This window comes from Salmonella sp. 32020114201800008SM, assembly GCF_017572025.1.
GTDB lineage: Bacteria > Pseudomonadota > Gammaproteobacteria > Enterobacterales > Enterobacteriaceae > Salmonella > Salmonella enterica.
In genome coordinates, this window is the sequence record NZ_JAGEQM010000002.1 from 524198 (window position 1) to 541503 (window position 17306).

The 17306-nt window shown below is 53.9% G+C and carries 13 protein-coding genes; 2 read left to right on the forward strand and 11 right to left on the reverse strand.

The window, feature by feature from the left end; all coding sequences use genetic code 11:
- Window positions 1-9: 9 nt before the first annotated feature.
- Genes apaG through lptD form a run of 5 tightly spaced genes read right to left on the reverse strand, consistent with a single transcriptional unit; the run spans window position 10 to window position 5897 of the window.
- Window positions 10-387, reverse strand: a complete 378-nt coding sequence (apaG, locus tag J4613_RS08520) for a Co2+/Mg2+ efflux protein ApaG (protein ID WP_000610894.1) — start codon at window positions 385-387, stop codon at window positions 10-12.
- 2 nt (window positions 388-389) lie between these two features.
- The gene (gene rsmA / locus J4613_RS08525) at window positions 390-1211 is read right to left on the reverse strand and encodes a 16S rRNA (adenine(1518)-N(6)/adenine(1519)-N(6))-dimethyltransferase RsmA (RefSeq protein ID WP_001065397.1); all 822 of its coding nucleotides are present in this window, start codon (window positions 1209-1211) and stop codon (window positions 390-392) included.
- Window positions 1208-2197, reverse strand: coding sequence for a 4-hydroxythreonine-4-phosphate dehydrogenase PdxA (gene pdxA / locus J4613_RS08530; protein WP_023244099.1), 990 nt, complete (start codon window positions 2195-2197; stop codon window positions 1208-1210). The genes rsmA and pdxA overlap by 4 nt, the downstream gene beginning before the upstream one ends.
- A complete protein-coding gene (gene surA / locus J4613_RS08535) occupies window positions 2197-3483 on the reverse strand; it encodes a peptidylprolyl isomerase SurA (RefSeq protein ID WP_000800482.1) in 1287 nt (428 codons plus the stop codon). The genes pdxA and surA overlap by 1 nt, the downstream gene beginning before the upstream one ends.
- A gap of 53 nt (window positions 3484-3536) precedes the next feature.
- Window positions 3537-5897, reverse strand: coding sequence for an LPS assembly protein LptD (lptD, locus tag J4613_RS08540; protein WP_111742469.1), 2361 nt, complete (start codon window positions 5895-5897; stop codon window positions 3537-3539).
- 253 nt (window positions 5898-6150) lie between these two features.
- Between lptD and djlA the strand changes: the two genes are divergently transcribed.
- The gene (gene djlA / locus J4613_RS08545; protein WP_001200595.1) at window positions 6151-6963 is read left to right on the forward strand and encodes a co-chaperone DjlA; all 813 of its coding nucleotides are present in this window, start codon (window positions 6151-6153) and stop codon (window positions 6961-6963) included.
- A gap of 94 nt (window positions 6964-7057) precedes the next feature.
- On the opposite strand, the gene rluA is transcribed toward djlA, so the two are convergent.
- The 4 genes from rluA to J4613_RS08565 form a co-directional block, all read right to left on the reverse strand.
- The gene (rluA, locus tag J4613_RS08550; RefSeq protein ID WP_000525202.1) at window positions 7058-7717 is read right to left on the reverse strand and encodes a bifunctional tRNA pseudouridine(32) synthase/23S rRNA pseudouridine(746) synthase RluA; all 660 of its coding nucleotides are present in this window, start codon (window positions 7715-7717) and stop codon (window positions 7058-7060) included.
- 11 nt (window positions 7718-7728) lie between these two features.
- The gene (gene rapA, locus J4613_RS08555) at window positions 7729-10635 is read right to left on the reverse strand and encodes an RNA polymerase-associated protein RapA (RefSeq protein ID WP_001116978.1); all 2907 of its coding nucleotides are present in this window, start codon (window positions 10633-10635) and stop codon (window positions 7729-7731) included.
- Between the two features lie 173 nt (window positions 10636-10808).
- On the reverse strand, window positions 10809-13160 hold the full coding sequence (gene polB, locus J4613_RS08560; protein ID WP_111742468.1) for a DNA polymerase II: 2352 nt from the start codon (window positions 13158-13160) through the stop codon (window positions 10809-10811).
- Between the two features lie 43 nt (window positions 13161-13203).
- Window positions 13204-13824, reverse strand: a complete 621-nt coding sequence (locus J4613_RS08565) for a YdcF family protein (protein ID WP_000877520.1) — start codon at window positions 13822-13824, stop codon at window positions 13204-13206.
- A 718-nt stretch (window positions 13825-14542) separates the two neighbouring features.
- On the opposite strand from J4613_RS08565, the gene J4613_RS08575 reads away from it, so the two are divergent.
- Window positions 14543-14962, forward strand: a complete 420-nt coding sequence (locus tag J4613_RS08575) for a DUF4751 family protein (protein ID WP_111742467.1) — start codon at window positions 14543-14545, stop codon at window positions 14960-14962.
- Between the two features lie 5 nt (window positions 14963-14967).
- On the opposite strand, the gene araD is transcribed toward J4613_RS08575, so the two are convergent.
- Both araD and araA read right to left on the reverse strand, forming a co-directional pair.
- Window positions 14968-15663, reverse strand: coding sequence for an L-ribulose-5-phosphate 4-epimerase (gene araD / locus J4613_RS08580; protein ID WP_111742466.1), 696 nt, complete (start codon window positions 15661-15663; stop codon window positions 14968-14970).
- 140 nt (window positions 15664-15803) lie between these two features.
- On the reverse strand, window positions 15804-17306 hold the full coding sequence (gene araA / locus J4613_RS08585; RefSeq protein ID WP_000151703.1) for an L-arabinose isomerase: 1503 nt from the start codon (window positions 17304-17306) through the stop codon (window positions 15804-15806).

Sequence of the window (17306 nt, forward strand, 5' to 3'; positions counted from 1 at the left end):
GTTATAATTTTAGTGAATGAGTGTAGGGACGGCGAGTCGAAACACGGGAATGTCGATGGTAAAGGCGTCGCCATTTTCATCGATCATTTCGTAATGACCCTGCATGGTGCCCAGCGGCGTTTCAATTACCGCGCCGCTAGTGTACTGATACTCTTCGCCAGGCGCAATGCGCGGCTGGACGCCAACCACACCTTCGCCCTGGACTTCGGTTTCACGGCCATGACCATTGGTAATTAGCCAGTAGCGGCCCAATAGCTGCACTGGCGCCCGACCCAGATTGCGGATGGTTACGGTATAGGCAAAAACGTAACGTTCATCGTCAGGTGAGGATTGCGCCTCAATGTAGACGCTTTGCACCTGAATACACACTCTGGGCGAATTGATCATGTTTAACTCTCCTTCAAAGGCGCGTTTTCCGACAGATAGTTGGCCATCTGGCAGTACTGCGCGACAGAGATATTTTCCGCGCGCATTGCCGGGTCAATACCCATTTCCGTCAACGTCTCAACGCTAAAAAGATTGCCGAGACTGTTACGGATCGTTTTACGGCGCTGGTTAAAGGCCTCGGTGGTAATACGGCTCAACACGCGAATATCTTTAACCGGGTAAGGCATTGTTGCGTGTGGAACCAGACGCACCACGGCGGAGTCCACTTTGGGCGGCGGCGTGAAGGCGGATGGCGGCACTTCAAGCACCGGGATCACCTGACAGTAATATTGCGCCATCACGCTTAAACGACCATACGCTTTGCTGTTCGGCCCTGCAACCAGACGATTTACCACTTCTTTTTGCAACATAAAGTGCATGTCGGCAATGGCATCAGTATAGCTAAAGAGATGGAACATCAGCGGGGTGGAGATATTATAGGGCAGATTGCCGAACACACGCAGCGGTTGGCCCAACTGCGCAGACAGTTCGCCAAAGTTCATGGTCATGGCGTCCTGCTGATAAATAGTCAGCTTCGGCCCTAAAAACGGATGGGTTTGCAAACGCGCCGCCAGATCGCGGTCAAGTTCAATGACCGTGAGCTTATCCAGGCGTTCGCCGACCGGCTCCGTCAGCGCCGCCAGACCGGGGCCGATTTCAACCATCGCCTGGCCTTTTTGCGGATTAATAGCAGAAACAATACTGTCGATCACAAACCGATCGTTGAGAAAGTTTTGCCCGAAGCGTTTACGGGCTAAATGGCCCTGATGGACTCGATTATTCATTGGGTATTAACAATCATTTTGATGGCGAGATTAAGCGCCGTAATAAAACTGCCGACATCCGCTTTTCCACGGCCCGCCAGTTCAAGCGCGGTGCCGTGGTCAACGGAGGTTCGAATAAAAGGTAGGCCGAGCGTAATATTCACTCCCCGACCGAATCCCTGGTATTTTAGCACGGGCAGGCCCTGATCGTGGTACATTGCCAGCACCGCGTCGGCATTATCGAGATATTTGGGCTGAAACAGCGTATCAGCAGGTAGCGGCCCGTTGAGTTTCATCCCCTGCGCCCGCAGCTCGTCGAGCACCGGAATGATGGTGTCTATCTCTTCCGTGCCCATATGACCGCCTTCGCCCGCGTGCGGATTCAGGCCACAGACAAGAATGCGCGGTTCGGCAATACCAAATTTGGTCCGCAAATCGTGATGCAAAATAGCAATCACTTCGTGCAAAAGCGCAGGGGTGATGGCGTCTGCAATCGCCCGTAGCGGCAGATGCGTGGTCGCCAGCGCCACGCGAAGTTCTTCGGTTGCCAGCATCATCACGACTTTTTTCGCCTGCGAACGCTCTTCGAAAAACTCGGTATGACCGGTAAACGAAATGCCTGCGTCGTTAATAACGCCTTTGTGCACGGGGCCTGTGATCAGCGCGGCAAATTCACCGTTCAGACAGCCATCACACGCTCGCGCCAGCGTCTCTACCACGTAGGGGCCATTTTCTACCGTCAACTGACCGGGGATGGCAGGCGCGCGCAGCGAGACCGGCAATAGGGTCAGCGTTCCCGCGGGCTGCGGCGCAGCGGGGACATCAGGCGAGTAAGGGAGAAGCGAGAGGGGCAGGCCGAGCATGGCGGCCCGCTCCGTCAGGAGCGCGCCGTCCGCACAGACGACCAGTTCAATCGGCCACGCGCGTTGCGCCAGTTGGACGACAAGATCGGGGCCAATCCCGGCGGGTTCGCCGGGAGTGATAACAACGCGTTGCGCACTGCTCATTAGTTACTCAAAATCTTAACGTAAGCGCTGGCGCGCTGTTCTTGCATCCAGGTCGCCGCTTCTTCTGAGAACTTACGGTTCATCAGCATACGATAAGCGCGATCTTTCTGCGCCGCATCGGTTTTGTCTACCTTACGCGTATCCAGCAATTCGATCAGATGCCAGCCGAAAGAGGAGTGTACCGGCGCGCTTATTTGGCCTTTATGCAGCTTCGTCAGCGCGTCGCGGAACGCCGGATCGAAAATATCTGGCGTAGCCCAACCCAAATCACCGCCCTGGTTAGCGGAGCCCGGGTCCTGAGAGTACTCTTTCGCCGCAGCGGCAAATGTGGTTTTACCACTCTTAATGTCAGCCGCGATTTCTTCCAGCTTCAGGCGCGCCTGCTGATCGTTCATGATCGGCGACGGCTTAAGCAGAATGTGACGAGCGTGAACTTCGGTCACGGAGATACTCTGGCTCTGACCGCGCAGGTCGTTTACTTTCAGAATGTGGAAACCGACGCCGGAGCGAATCGGGCCGACAATGTCGCCTTTCTTCGCGGTGCTCAGCGCCTGGGCGAAAATCCCCGGCAGCTCCTGGATACGGCCCCAGCCCATCTGACCGCCTTTTAGCGCCTGCTGGTCGGCAGAGTAGGTAATCGCCAGTTTGCCGAAATCTGCGCCGTTACGCGCTTCTTCAACAATGCTTTCCGCCTGGCGCTGCGCGTCGTTAACCTGTTCGGAGGTTGGGTTTTCCGGCAGAGCAATCAGGATATGGCTCAGGTTCAGCTCGGTGCTGGCGTCGTTTTGGGTGCCAATCTGTTTTGCCAGCGCGTCAACTTCTTGCGGCAAAACGGTGATACGGCGACGAACCTCATTGTTGCGCACTTCAGAGATAATCATCTCTTTACGAATCTGGTTACGGTAGGTTGAATAGTTCAGCCCATCGTAAGCCAGACGGCTGCGCATCTGATCCATCGTCATATTGTTTTGTTTGGCGATGTTGGCGATGGCCTGATCCAACTGCTCATCCGTGATCTTCACCCCCATCTTCTGACCCATCTGCAGGATAATTTGATCCATAATCAAACGTTCCAGGATCTGGTGACGCAGCGTGGCGTCGTCCGGAAGCTGCTGACCTGCCTGACCCGCGTTGAGTTTGACTGATTGCATTAAGCCATCAACGTCGCTTTCCAGCACGACGCCATTATTGACGACGGCTGCGACTTTATCGACTACCTGGGGGGCAGCGAAACTGGTATTCGCGATCATGGCGATACCGAGAAGCAGCGTTTTCCAGTTCTTCATACTTTTTCCATTTCAATTAACCGCAATGCGGATTACGTTGTAAATCAATCAGATTACATAGAGCTTTGGTACGGCAGAATGTTCGAACGCAACATTTCTTGCGTGCCGAGGCCGTAGTTAGAGCTCAAACCGCGCAGCTCAATGTTGAAGCCAATCGCGTTATCATAAATCGCGTGTTGTTTATCGTTATCCCAACCGTTCAGCTTACGTTCGTATCCGACGCGGATCGCATAGCAGCAAGAGTTGTACTGCAAGCCGAGCATCTGGTCTGCAGGTTTGCTCGAATTGGTATCGAAGTAGTACGCGCCGACAATCGACCAGCGATCGGCAATCGGCCAACTTGCCACCGCGCCCACCTGGTTGATGCCGTTTTTATACTGCTCTGCCGTGGAATAATACGAAGGCAACGTAGCCTGAATATATTCCGGGCTGGCATAGCGGTAGTTCAACTGTACCAGACGATCCTGATCCCGACGGTATTCGAGGCTGCTGCTGCTGGTAGCGACGCTATCCAGACGGGTATCGTACTGCACTCCGCTACGCAGCCCCCAGCGTTCTGAAATACGCCAGTAAGTGTCGCCTGCCCAAACCAGCGAACCGGTTTTGTCGTCATTCTCCCATTTAATGTTGTCATCGCCGGTGCGAGACTCCGTGAAATAGTAGATTTGACCAACAGAAACGTTAAAACGTTCAACGGCGGCATCATCATAAATGCGTGTTGTGACGCCGGTCGTGACTTGGTTGGCGGAAGCAATACGGTCGAGACCGCCATAAGTGCGGTCGCGGAACAGGCCGTTATAGTCGGATTGCAGCAAAGAAGAATCGTAGTTATAGATGCCGCTCTGGTCGCGGTACGGCACATACAGGTACTGCACGCGTGGTTCCAGCGTCTGGGTATACCCCGGCGCCAGCATCGCCATATCGCGTTCGAAGATGAGCTTACCGTCGACTTTAAACTGCGGCATGACGCGGTTAACCGAATCTTCCAGCTTATTTTTATTGTTTGGATCGCTGTTATAGCTGTCCAGATTCGTTTGCTGATAGTGCGTCGCCATCAGCTTCGCTTCGGTGTTCAGGCTGCCCCAGCGGTTGGAGAGCGGCAAATTGATGGTTGGCTCCAGGTGGACGCGGGTCGCTTCCGGCATATTGTCTTTGGTGTTAACAAAGTGCACCGCCTGGCCGTAAATCCGGGTATCAAACGGCCCGAGATCGTTATGGTAGTAGTTAACGTCTAACTGCGGCTCCGCAGAGTAGCTGCTGGTGTTTTGATCGTTAAAGACCTGGAATTGTTTGGTCGACACCGTAGCGTCAAAGTTTTGTACGGCGTAGCCGACGCTGAATTTCTGCGTTGCGTAACCGTCGGTACTGGAACCGTACTTACTGTCGAAATCGTTAAAGTAGCTGGAGTCGCTGACTTTGGTGTAATCGACGTTAAAACGCCACACCTGATCCATCACGCCTGAGTGCTGCCAGTAGAATAACCAGCGGTGCTTATCGCCCTCTTTGGGATGATCGTCCTCGTAGACTTTATCAGAAGGCAGATAATCTAATTCCATCAACCCGGCGCCTGCCTGCGTGAGATAACGGAATTCGTTCTCCCACATAATATTGCCGCGGCGGTGCATATAGTGCGGGGTGATGGTGGCGTCCATATTGGGCGCGATGTTCCAGTAATACGGTAAGTAGAACTCGAAATAGTTCTTGGTCGTGTATTTCGCGTTCGGGATCAGGAAACCTGAGCGACGTTTGTCGCCGACGGGTAGCTGTAAATAGGGGCTATAAAAGATCGGAACCGGACCTACTTTAAACCGGGCGTTCCAGATCTCCGCAACCTGTTCTTCACGGTCATGGATGACTTCACTCCCCACCACGCTCCAGGTATCGGAGCCAGGCAGACAGGAGGTAAAGCTGCCGTTTTCCAGAATGGTATAGCGGTTTTCGCCGCGCTGCTTCATGAGATCGGCTTTACCGCGCCCCTGACGGCCCACCATCTGGTAATCGCCTTCCCAGACGTTCGTGTCTTTGGTGTTCAGGTTCGCCCAGCCCTTCGGCCCTTTAAGGATGACCTGATTATCATCATAATGCACATTACCCAGCGCATCGACGGTGCGTACAGGTTCCGGCTGACCTTCCGCCTGCTTCTGATGAAGCTGCACTTCATCCGCTTGCAGGCGGCTATTCCCCTGCATAATGTCCACGTTGCCGGTAAAAACGGCATCGTCCGGGTAGTTACCTTTAGCGTTATCGGCATTGATAGTAACCGGCAGATCGTTGGTATCGCCTTTTACCAGAGGACGATCGTAGCTCGGCACGCCCAACATACACTGTGAGGCGAGATCGGCTGCCAGCCCCTGATGACTATAAAGGGCGCTGGCGATCATGGTGGCCAGAAGAGTGAGAATACGTTTTTTCATACGTTGTATTTATTGTTCCATCATCGGTAGCGTTGCGCGTGACAAACGGTCACAGCCTAACTTACTCATCTTCGCTGCGCCAGTGTTAATCCTGCCGTTTAGCGTCTGTGGTGTTAGGCACGGCATTGAATGACAGGTATGATAATGCAAATTATAGGCGATGTCCCACAATTGACCGTAGCCTTCATTCGCAGAAAAGCACCTTATTTTGTGGGAGATAGCCTCACCGATAGCGTAACGTTTTGGGGAGTCTATGCAGTACTGGGGAAAGATAATTGGCGTCGCCGTAGCCCTGATGATGGGCGGCGGCTTTTGGGGCGTGGTCCTGGGTCTGCTGGTGGGCCATATGTTCGACAAAGCCCGCAGCCGAAAAATGGCGTGGTTTGCCAACCAGCGGGAACGGCAGGCGCTGTTTTTTGCCACCACCTTTGAGGTGATGGGCCACTTAACCAAATCAAAAGGACGGGTGACGGAAGCGGATATTCATATCGCCAGTCAGTTGATGGATCGTATGAATTTACACGGCGATTCACGTACTGCCGCGCAGAACGCCTTTCGGGTCGGAAAAGCGGATAATTACCCATTACGTGAAAAGATGCGGCAGTTTCGTAGCGTCTGCTTCGGGCGTTTTGATCTGATCCGGATGTTTCTGGAAATTCAGATCCAGGCGGCGTTTGCCGATGGCTCGCTACATCCTAATGAGCGGGAAGTGCTGTATGTGATTGCGGAAGAGTTAGGTATTTCCCGCGTACAGTTCGATCAGTTTCTGCGCATGATGCAGGGCGGCGCGCAGTTTGGCGGCGGTTATCATCAACAGTCCGGCGGCGGCTGGCAGCAGGCGCAGCGCGGCCCGACGCTGGAAGATGCCTGTAATGTGCTGGGGGTTAAAACCACCGACGATGCAACCACCATTAAACGCGCTTATCGCAAACTGATGAGCGAGCATCATCCGGACAAACTGGTCGCGAAAGGTTTACCGCCGGAAATGATGGAAATGGCGAAGCAAAAAGCGCAGGAAATTCAGAAAGCGTATGAGCTAATCAAAGAACAGAAAGGCTTCAAGTGATTGAATTGCCGGATGCGGCTAGCGCCTTATCCGGCCTACGTTAATGAATGTAGGCCGGGCAAGCGAAGCGCCCCGGCATAAATTGGCTCTGAATTTAAAAATCTGCCGGGACTTTAAACGTCATGCTGTTACCGTAAGCGGGATGGGTAATGGTCAGCATTTCGGCGTGTAACTGCAAACGCGGCGCCAGCGACAACGCTTCCGGCGAGGCGTAAAACCGATCGCCTAAAATCGGGTGGCCTAACGCCAGCATATGCACACGAAGCTGATGCGAACGTCCGGTGATCGGTTTGAGCACCACGCGGGCGGTATTATCCGCCGCAAACTCCACCACGTTATATTCCGTTTGCGCCGGTTTGCCGGTTTCATAACACACTTTCTGCTTTGGCCGGTTCGGCCAGTCGCAGATAAGCGGTAAGTCAACCAGTCCTTCCGCCGGGGAGGGATGCCCCCATACGCGCGCCACATACTGCTTTTTCGGCTCACGTTCGCGGAACTGGCGTTTTAGCTCCCGCTCCGCGGCTTTGGTCAGCGCCACTACAATCACGCCGCTGGTGGCCATATCCAGACGATGCACCGATTCTGCCTGCGGGTAGTCGCGCTGGATACGCGTCATAACGCTGTCTTTGTGCGCTTCCAGACGCCCCGGCACGGACAACAGGCCGCTGGGCTTATTGACCACCATAATGTGCTCATCCTGATACAGGATAACCAGCCAGGGTTCCTGCGGCGGATTGTAGTTTTCCATCCCCATGTACGGCTCCGTTATTGGTGCGTGACGACGATAAGACGCAGCGCGTCCAGACGCCAGCCTGCCTGATTCAGGCTTTCCAGCACCTGCTGACGGTTGCTGTCGATAGCGGCAAGTTCGTCGTCGCGAATGTTCGGGTTGACGGCGCGCAGCGCTTCCAGACGCGACAGTTCCCCGGACAGTTTTTCATCCGCCTCGCGACGCGCGTTATCAATCAGCGCTCTGGCGGACTTTTCAATCTGCGTCTCGCCCAGTTGCAAAATGGCATGGACGTCCTGTTGCACGGCGTTAACCAGTTTGCTGCCGGTGTGGCGATTCACGGCGCTGAGCTGACGGTTGAAGGTTTCAAACTCGACCTGGGCGGCCAGATTGTTGCCGTTTTTATCTAACAGCATACGTACCGGCGTCGGCGGCAGGAAGCGGTTCAGTTGTAGCTGTTTCGGCGCCTGCGCTTCCACGACGTAAACCAGTTCGACCAGCAGCGTGCCGACTGGCAGCGCTTTATTTTTCAACAGCGAAATGGTGCTGCTGCCGGTATCGCCGGAGAGGATCAGATCCAGTCCGTTACGGATGAGCGGATGTTCCCAGGTAATAAACTGCGCATCTTCGCGAGACAGGGCTACGTCACGTTCGAACGTGATAGTACAGCCGTCTTCCGGCAGGCCGGGAAAATCCGGCACCAACATGTGGTCGGACGGCGTCAGCACGATCAGGTTGTCGCCGCGATCGTCCTGGTTAATGCCGACGATATCGAACAGGTTCATGGCGAACGCGATCAGGTTGGTGTCGTCGTCCTGTTCTTCAATGCTTTGTGCGAGTTGTTGGGCTTTTTCACCACCGTTGGAGTGGATCTCCAGCAGGCGGTCGCGGCCCTGTTCTAACTGGGCTTTTAGCGCTTCATGTTGCTCGCGGCAGGATTTGATCAGATCGTCAAACCCGTCGGTTTCTTCAGGCGCGGCCAGATAGTTAATCAGACTGGCGTAGGCTGAATCATAAATCGCGCGACCGGTCGGGCAGGTGTGCTCAAAGGCGTCCAGCCCTTCGTGATACCAGCGAACCAGCACCGACTGGGCGGTTTTTTCCAGGTACGGGACGTGGATCTGGATATCATGCGCCTGGCCGATACGATCCAGACGACCAATACGCTGTTCCAGCAGATCCGGGTTAAACGGCAAGTCGAACATCACCAGATTGCTGGCAAACTGGAAGTTACGTCCTTCAGAGCCGATTTCGGAACATAACAGTACCTGCGCGCCGGTATCTTCTTCGGCGAACCAGGCGGCGGCGCGGTCGCGTTCGATAATCGACATGCCTTCATGGAACACGGCGGCGCGGATGCCTTCGCGTTCGCGCAGCACCTGCTCCAGCTGTAACGCGGTGGTCGCCTTAGCGCAGATCACCAGCACTTTTTGCGAACGATGGCTGGTCAGATAGCCCATCAGCCACTCAACGCGCGGGTCGAAGTTCCACCAGGTGCCGGTATCGCCTTCGAACTCCTGATAAATTTGTTCCGGATAGAGCATATCGCGGGCGCGATCTTCCGCGCTTTTACGCGCGCCCATAATGCCGGAGACCTTAATGGCGGTCTGATACTGGGTCGGCAGCGGCAGTTTTACCGTATGCAGTTCACGTTTCGGGAACCCCTTGACGCCGTTACGGGTGTTGCGGAACAGAACGCGGCTGGTGCCGTGGCGATCCATCAGCATCGACACCAGCTCATCACGGGCGGCCTGCGCGTCGTCGCGATCGCTATTAGCGGCCTGTAACAGCGGTTCAATATCCTGTTCGCCGATCAGATCGCCCAGCCTGTTCAGTTCGTCGTTGCTGAGTTTATTGCCCGCCAGCAGCATGGCCACCGCATCGGCGACAGGGCGGTAGTTTTTCTGTTCTTCGACAAACTGTTCGAAATCGTGGAAACGGTTCGGATCGAGCAGGCGCAGACGGGCGAAATGGCTTTCCATCCCCAGCTGTTCTGGCGTGGCGGTCAGCAGCAGCACGCCCGGCACGCGTTCAGCTAACTGTTCGATGGTCATATATTCACGGCTCGGCGCATCGGTACTCCACACCAGATGATGCGCTTCGTCGACCACCAGCAAATCCCACTCGGCGTCGCACAAATGTTCCAGACGCTGCTTATTACGGCGGGCGAAATCCAGCGAACAGATCACCAGTTGTTCGGTTTCAAACGGGTTATACGCGTCGTGCTGCGCTTCGGTATAGCGTTCGTCATCGAACAGCGCGAAGCGCAGGTTGAAACGGCGCAGCATTTCTACCAGCCACTGGTGTTGCAGGGTTTCCGGAACGATGATCAATACGCGTTCCGCCGCGCCGGATAATAACTGTTGATGCAGAATCATCCCGGCTTCAATGGTTTTACCTAAGCCCACTTCATCCGCCAGCAGTACGCGCGGCGCGTGGCGACGACCTACATCATGAGCGATATTAAGCTGATGCGGGATCAGATTGGTCCGCTGACCGCGCAGGCCGCTGTATGGCATCCGGTACTGCTCGCTCTGAAATTTACGGGCGCGATAGCGCAGCGCGAACCGATCCATTCGATCGATTTGACCGGCGAACAGACGATCCTGGGGCTTACTGAAAACCAACTTGCTGTCGAGCAGAACCTCGCGCAACGTCACATTGGTCTCTTCGGTATCCAGGCGGGTGCCGACATAAACAAGCAGGCCATTTTCTTCTTTTACTTCATCGATATGTAGCTGCCAGCCTTCATGGCTTGTAATCGTATCGCCAGGGTTGAACATGACGCGGGTCACGGGAGAATCACTGCGCGCATACAGGCGGTTTTCCCCCGTGGACGGGAAAAGTAAGGTGACGGTTCGCGCATCCATCGCAACAACGGTTCCAAGTCCCAGCTCGCTTTCTGTATCGCTGATCCAGCGTTGACCAAGTGTAAAAGGCATATGTGTTCGGCTCTATATCTTTAATTGCAGGCATTACTCGCCATTCCCAGGCGACAGCACTGGATAATTGCGAGTATACGACCCCGCTACCAGGCTAATGTGGTAGTGGCGTTAATTAGGTCCAGGAATGGAAAGGGCGCTATGGTACTGGAAGGCGGCGCTTTCGTCACGCGTCAAAATAACCCCAGTTGCCCGGTCAGTAGTGTAGCAAAATTATCTTCAACGAAGGGAAGAATTCCTTCCGCCACGGGTTGTAGCTGGCGGGTAAGATAGTGTTCGTAATCCAGCGGCGACTGCTGGTAATCCACGGGCTCGGGGCCGTTAACAGTCCAGACATATTTTATGGCGCCGCGATTCTGATACTGCGCCGGACGACCCTGCTTCAGGTTTTGTTCATCCGCCAGCCGGGCGGCGCGAACGTGCGGCGGGATGTTACGTTGGTACTCATGTAAAGGGCGACGCAGACGCTTACGATAAACCAGCTGTGCGTCCAGTTCGCCCGCCATCAGTTTATCGATAGTCTCACGCACATAGTCTTGATAAGGTTCATTGCGAAAAACACGCAGATACAGCTCCTGTTGAAAGCGCTGCGCCAGCGGCGTCCAGTCGGTCCGCACCGTTTCCAGACCTTTAAATACCATGCGCTGGCTGTCGCCTTCCTGAATCAGGCCCGCGTAGCGTTTTTTACTGCCAGTATCCGCGCCGCGGATGGTCGGCATCAGAAAACGGCAAAAGTGGGTTTCAAACTCCAGCTCCAGCGCGCTGGTCAAATTTTGCTGTTGTAACGTCTGCGCCCACCATTCGTTCACGTGACGCACCAGCCTGTGCCCGATTTCCGCCGCGTCGGCTTCTGAATGCGCACGCCGGAGCCAGACGAAAGTGGAATCGGTATCGCCATAAATCACGTCATAACCCTGCGCCTCAATCAATGCTTTGGTCTGGCGCATAATCGCATGACCGCGCATGGTGATTGACGACGCCAGACGGGGATCGAAAAAGCGGCAGGCCGTGGTGCCGAGTACGCCATAAAAGGCGTTCATAATGATTTTAAGCGCCTGCGAGAGCGGTTTATTGCCCTGACGTTTGGCTTCATCGCGCCCGTGCCAGATTTGGCTAACAATTTCCGGCAGGCAGTGCTTTTCTCGTGAAAACCAGGCGTCAAGGAAACCTTCGGTACTGTGTTCCGGATCCGGCTGCGCCATGCCTTCGACCAGCCCGACGGGATCAATCAAAAACGTGCGGATAATCGACGGGTACAGGCTTTTATAATCCAGCACCAGTACTGAATCGTATAATCCGGGTTGTGAATCCATTACGTAGCCGCCGGGACTTGCCAGCGGCGGCACTTCGCCGAGATTGGGCGCGACATAGCCGGCGCGGTGCATTCGCGGAAAGTAAAGATGCCCGAATGCGGCGACCGAACCGCCGTGGCGATCGACCGGCAGACCGTTGATCGTCGCGCGTTCCAGCAAAAACGGCATGATCTCGGTTTTATGGAAAATGCGCGTGACCAGCTCGCAGTCTTTCAGGTTGTAGGTGGCGAGGGCGGGTTTATCCTGGGCAAAGCGGCGATCGATCTCATCCATACGATCCCAGGGATTATCAATGGATTTTCCTTCGCCGAGCAGTTCCTGCGAGACGGCTTCCAGCGAAAAAGACGAAAAATTCCAGAACGCGGATTTAAGCGCGTCGATACCATCGATAATGACTCGCCCTCTGGCCTGGGCGAAAAAAACGCCGTTTTTGAAGCCATGTTCGCGCCACTCCAGTTCGCTATTGTCTCGCCCCAGCCGTAAAGGGATACGGTAGCGTTCGGCATGTTTTTGCAGCATACGCAGGTCGAACTGCACCACGTTCCAGCCGATGATGACGTCAGGATCATGTTCGGCAAACCAGGCGTTGAGTTTTTCCAGCAACTGCGGGCGGCTGGCGACATACACAAGCTCGAAGTCCAGTTGGCGGTCATCGCCATTCGCCGGACCCAGCATATAAACGGTACGCTGGCCGCAGCCTTCCAGACCAATGCAATACAGTTCGCCGTGTCGCGTGGTTTCGATATCCAGCGAGACCCATTTTAGCGGCGGTCGATAGTCGGGGTGGGGTTTAAGACGCGCATTGAGGATAACGCCGTTGCGCATCTCGCCGTCTACCCAAACGGGCGACGTAATAAAACGTTCCATCAGGTAACGTTCCGGCGGGCGTACATCCGCTTCATAAACGGTGACGCCGCTTTCGCGCAGCAGTTTCTCCATCCGCATAAGCTGGCGGTGAGTGCGGCAATACAGACCGGATACCGGCTGACGATGAAAGTCTCGCAGCTGGAGCGGCGTCAGGCGATAGTCTTTTTCCGCCTGTAGCAGCGAGGCGGCGCGGGAGGTCTGGCTGGTCGGAATAAACGCCACGGATTCCTGCGGTGCCAGCGTCGCCTGCACAGGGCCGTTGTCTGTCGCCAGCCAGAAAGAGACCTCCGTTCCTTGCGGCGTATCCCGCCAGTGCCGGGTTAAAATGAAACCTGCCTGCGCCACGATGATTACCTGTCTAAAAAATTCACGCTAATTATAACCTGTTTTAGGGGGTAATACTGTTATTTTGTACAGGCATATAACGTAAAAGCCGATATCCGCTGTAATAAAAAGTTTCTCGCAGTAAGAAGCGGGTTTGCGCCCACCAGGATTTATAGCGGGTGGATCGCGTGGGTGATGAGCGGCTATCGATACCATTATCCTGAGCGATAGTTTTCAGACGCAGCATATGCAGCGGATCGCTGACCAGTAACGCTGTGCGCCATTGTTGTTGTCGCAGTATCTGTTTTGCGTAACGAATATTTTCGCGCGTCACGGTAGAGCGCTCTTCAATAAAAATCGCCTTAGCCGGAATGCCTTTTTCCAGAACGTATTGACGGGCTATCGCCGCGTCGGAAACCGTTGCGCCAGCGCCGTAGCCGCCGGTTAATACCAACGCGCGGACAATGTGTTGTTGGTAAAGCCAGATGGCATGATCCAGTCTGGCCTGAAAAACGGGAGAAGGCGTTTTTCCGCTAACGCCTGCTCCTGCGACAATCGCGCAGTCAGCTACGCGCGTCTGGTTTTGCTGACTGAACTGATAAATAGCGATAGCGTTATGGATAAACACCGTGGCCATAATAAGAATTATGCCTGCCGCGATTCTGGTGATGTAGCGATATTTCATGAATGAGTTCGTTCCCCGTGACGGGTGTAATGGATATTTTAACGATAAAAGGGCTTTTAGCGTCAGATATTTTTGCTGACGTATATTTATCAATATATACCCAAAATAATTCGAGTTGCTTAAAGGCGGCAAGGGAGTGAGTCCCCAGGAGCATAGATAACTATGTGACTGGGGTGAGCGACCAATCTGCCGGGAGCAGATTTGAACGTCGCGTGCGACGGCCCGTCAGGGCAAGGCCCATGGATGGGCCGAGTAATCCGTAGCCAACACATAAGCAACTCGAAGTATGAAGGGTATAATGATGCTGGTGTAGACAGCAGATATAATTATCCTATAACTGCTAATTTTGAATCATGTTTATTTACAGTTTTTACCCATGTATTAGCCGTTTTGTGTCAAGTCTGTTTTCATACATTCAGTATTTTTCAGAAAGGCGCTTGTTCGAATCTGTTACTTATTTCTCGGATTAACAAAAAAGCGATATTTTTTGTTTGTTTTAATTAATGAAAAGTGTAACAATTTCATTTGGAACATCCGCACCGTCAGGTAGAAATATAATATTCCAATTGGCCGCTATGGTTAAATAAAAATGGATTACAGTGCGAATTCGTCGGGAACTCTCTGCATAATTTAATTTTTATTTTAGAATATAATTTTATTTTGACTTTCAGGTGCGGGTGTTTTTATCAAAATTTGTGGTATTCGGGAATGATCTTTTATGAATGTGAGTATGCAGGTGCGTCTGGTAGGGAGCGACCGTTATCTTTTCGTCAATACTCAACGCGCTAACCCTTCCATAAAAACCGTGAGTCGATTTTTTGAGTATAAAACATGGACAGAACAGATTTGGCGTACCGAAATTATTGAAAACGGCAATGCTTTTTTTCACTGGCAAGGACACGACAGAAAAAACGGACATCGGGATACCATTATTAATTATCTGTTAAATGGGCAACGCTGGCAGTCAACAATCGAGGATTATATTTTCTTCCATGCGCTGGAAGGAAAAGTGTTGCAGGGATATTATGATAATATTATTGAATATGTGAGTTCTGATCATTACGTCTATCAAAGCGCATTTGCTGAATATATCACCGACCAGACTCATCAACGCGCCCCCCATGGGACGCGTTTTTAGAGGCATTACTGCCCGTAATAGGCTTTTGCGCCATGTTTGCGTAGATAGTGTTTATCCAGCAGGGATTGCTGCATGTCGGGCAACTGCGGCGCAAGCTGGCGGCAGAAGATCCCCATATAGGCCACTTCTTCCAGCACGATGGCGTTATGCACTGCATCCTCGGCATTTTTACCCCAGGCAAACGGGCCGTGCGAATGGACAAGCACGCCGGGCATTTGAGCGGCGTCAATGCCTTGTTTTTCAAAGGCTTCAACAATGACATTGCCCGTTTCCCATTCATACTCGCCATTAATTTCCGCCTCGGTCATTTTGCGAGTGCAGGGAATCGTACCGTAGAAATAGTCGGCGTGGGTGGTGCCCGTCGCCGGAATCGGCTGACCCGCCTGCGCCCAGATAGTCGCGTGGCGCGAATGGGTGTGTACGATGCCGCCGATAGTCGGAAATGCCTGATATAACAAACGGTGAGTTGGCGTATCGGACGACGGTTTCTTATGACCTTCAACGACTTCACCGGTCTCCAGGCTGACCACCACCATATCGTCAGCGGTCATGACGCTATAATCGACTCCGGACGGCTTAATCACCAGTACGCCGCGTTCGCGATTGACGGCGCTGACGTTACCCCAGGTAAGGGTGACCAGGTTGTGTTTTGGCAGCGCCAGATTGGCTTCCAGTACCTGGCGTTTGAGATCTTCTAACATTGTTTTCTCCCTGCCGGATGGCGCTTCGCTTATCCGGCCTACGAGCGACGGTGTGCCGGATGGCGACATAAATGCCTTATTCGGCCTACAGGACCGTAGGCCCGGTAAATGAAATGCCACCGGGCAATTCGTTTCACCAATTAACGTTTGAACCCGTAATACACCTCGTTCCAGCGCAGCGCGTCCTTAAAGGCTGGCAGACGGGTATCGTTATCAATCACCGCGATTTCGATATCGTGTATTTCTGCAAACTGGCGCATATCGTTCAGATCCAGCGCGTGGCTGAAGACGGTATGGTGCGCGCCGCCAGCCAGAATCCATGCTTCGGAGGCGGTCGGCAGATCCGGCTGCGCCTTCCACAGCGCGTTAGCCACCGGCAGTTTCGGCAGGGAGTGCGGCGTTTTTACGGTGTCAATGCAGTTGACCAGCAGGCGGTAACGATCGCCGAGGTCGATCAGGCTGGCGACGATCGCCGGGCCGGTTTGGGTATTGAAAATCAAACGCGCCGGATCTTCCTTGCCGCCAATGCCGAGGTGCTGGACGTCGAGGATCGGTTTCTCTTCCACCGCGATGGAGGGACACACTTCCAGCATGTGCGAGCCGAGCACCAGATCGTTGCCTTTCTCGAAGTGGTAGGTGTAATCCTCCATAAATGAGGTGCCGCCCTGCAGACCGGTTGACATTACTTTCATAATGCGAAGCAGAGCGGCGGTTTTCCAGTCGCCTTCGCCCGCAAAGCCGTAGCCCTGTTGCATCAGACGCTGTACGGCCAGACCCGGAAGTTGTTTCAGGCCGTGCAAATCTTCAAATGTCGTCGTAAAGGCGTGGAATCCGCCCTGTTCCAGGAAACGCTTCATACCGAGTTCAATGCGCGCCGCTTCCCGCACGTTCTGGCGTTTATCGCCGTGGATCCGGGTGGCGGGCGTCAGGGTATAGCTGCTTTCATACTCGTCAATCAGAGCGTTGATATCGCCGTCACTAATTGCGTTCACCACCTGCACCAGATCGCCGACCGCCCAGGTATTGACCGAAAAGCCAAATTTGATTTGCGCGGCCACTTTATCACCGTCAGTCACTGCGACTTCACGCATATTGTCGCCGAAGCGGCAGACTTTTAGCTGGCGGGTATCCTGTTTAGAGACCGCCTGGCGCATCCAGGCGCCGATACGCGTATGGGCCTCTTTATCCTGCCAGTGGCCAGTGACGACCGAGTGCTGCTGGCGCATCCGCGCGCCGATAAACCCGAACTCGCGGCCGCCGTGCGCAGTCTGGTTCAGGTTCATAAAGTCCATATCGATGCTGTCCCACGGCAGGGCGGCGTTAAATTGGGTATGGAATTGCAGTAGTGGTTTGTTAAGGATACTCAGCCCGTTGATCCACATTTTGGCCGGGGAGAAGGTGTGCAGCCAGACCACCAGCCCTGCGCAGCGATCGTCATAATTGGCGTCACGACAAATAGCGGTAATCTCATCCGGCGAGGTGCCCAGCGGTTTTAATACCAGTTTACATGGCAGTTTGGCTTCGGTATTCAGCGCGTTGACCACATGCTCGGCATGTTGAGTGACCTGACGCAGGGTTTCTGCGCCATACAAATGCTGGCTGCCAATCACAAACCATACTTCATAATTATCAAAAATCGTCAT

Bases quoted from the DNA above. Each gene is read 5' to 3' on its own strand.
- apaG (WP_000610894.1), bottom strand. From the start codon at position 387: ATGATCAATTCGCCCAGAGTGTGTATTCAGGTGCAAAGCGTCTACATT.
- rsmA (WP_001065397.1), bottom strand. From the start codon at position 1,211: ATGAATAATCGAGTCCATCAGGGCCATTTAGCCCGTAAACGCTTCGGG.
- pdxA (WP_023244099.1), bottom strand. From the start codon at position 2,197: ATGAGCAGTGCGCAACGCGTTGTTATCACTCCCGGCGAACCCGCCGGG.
- surA (WP_000800482.1), bottom strand. From the start codon at position 3,483: ATGAAGAACTGGAAAACGCTGCTTCTCGGTATCGCCATGATCGCGAAT.
- lptD (WP_111742469.1), bottom strand. From the start codon at position 5,897: ATGAAAAAACGTATTCTCACTCTTCTGGCCACCATGATCGCCAGCGCC.
- djlA (WP_001200595.1), top strand. From the start codon at position 6,151: ATGCAGTACTGGGGAAAGATAATTGGCGTCGCCGTAGCCCTGATGATG.
- rluA (WP_000525202.1), bottom strand. From the start codon at position 7,717: ATGGGGATGGAAAACTACAATCCGCCGCAGGAACCCTGGCTGGTTATC.
- rapA (WP_001116978.1), bottom strand. From the start codon at position 10,635: ATGCCTTTTACACTTGGTCAACGCTGGATCAGCGATACAGAAAGCGAG.
- J4613_RS08565 (WP_000877520.1), bottom strand. From the start codon at position 13,824: ATGAAATATCGCTACATCACCAGAATCGCGGCAGGCATAATTCTTATT.
- J4613_RS08575 (WP_111742467.1), top strand. From the start codon at position 14,543: ATGAATGTGAGTATGCAGGTGCGTCTGGTAGGGAGCGACCGTTATCTT.
- araD (WP_111742466.1), bottom strand. From the start codon at position 15,663: ATGTTAGAAGATCTCAAACGCCAGGTACTGGAAGCCAATCTGGCGCTG.
- araA (WP_000151703.1), bottom strand. From the start codon at position 17,306: ATGACGATTTTTGATAATTATGAAGTATGGTTTGTGATTGGCAGCCAG.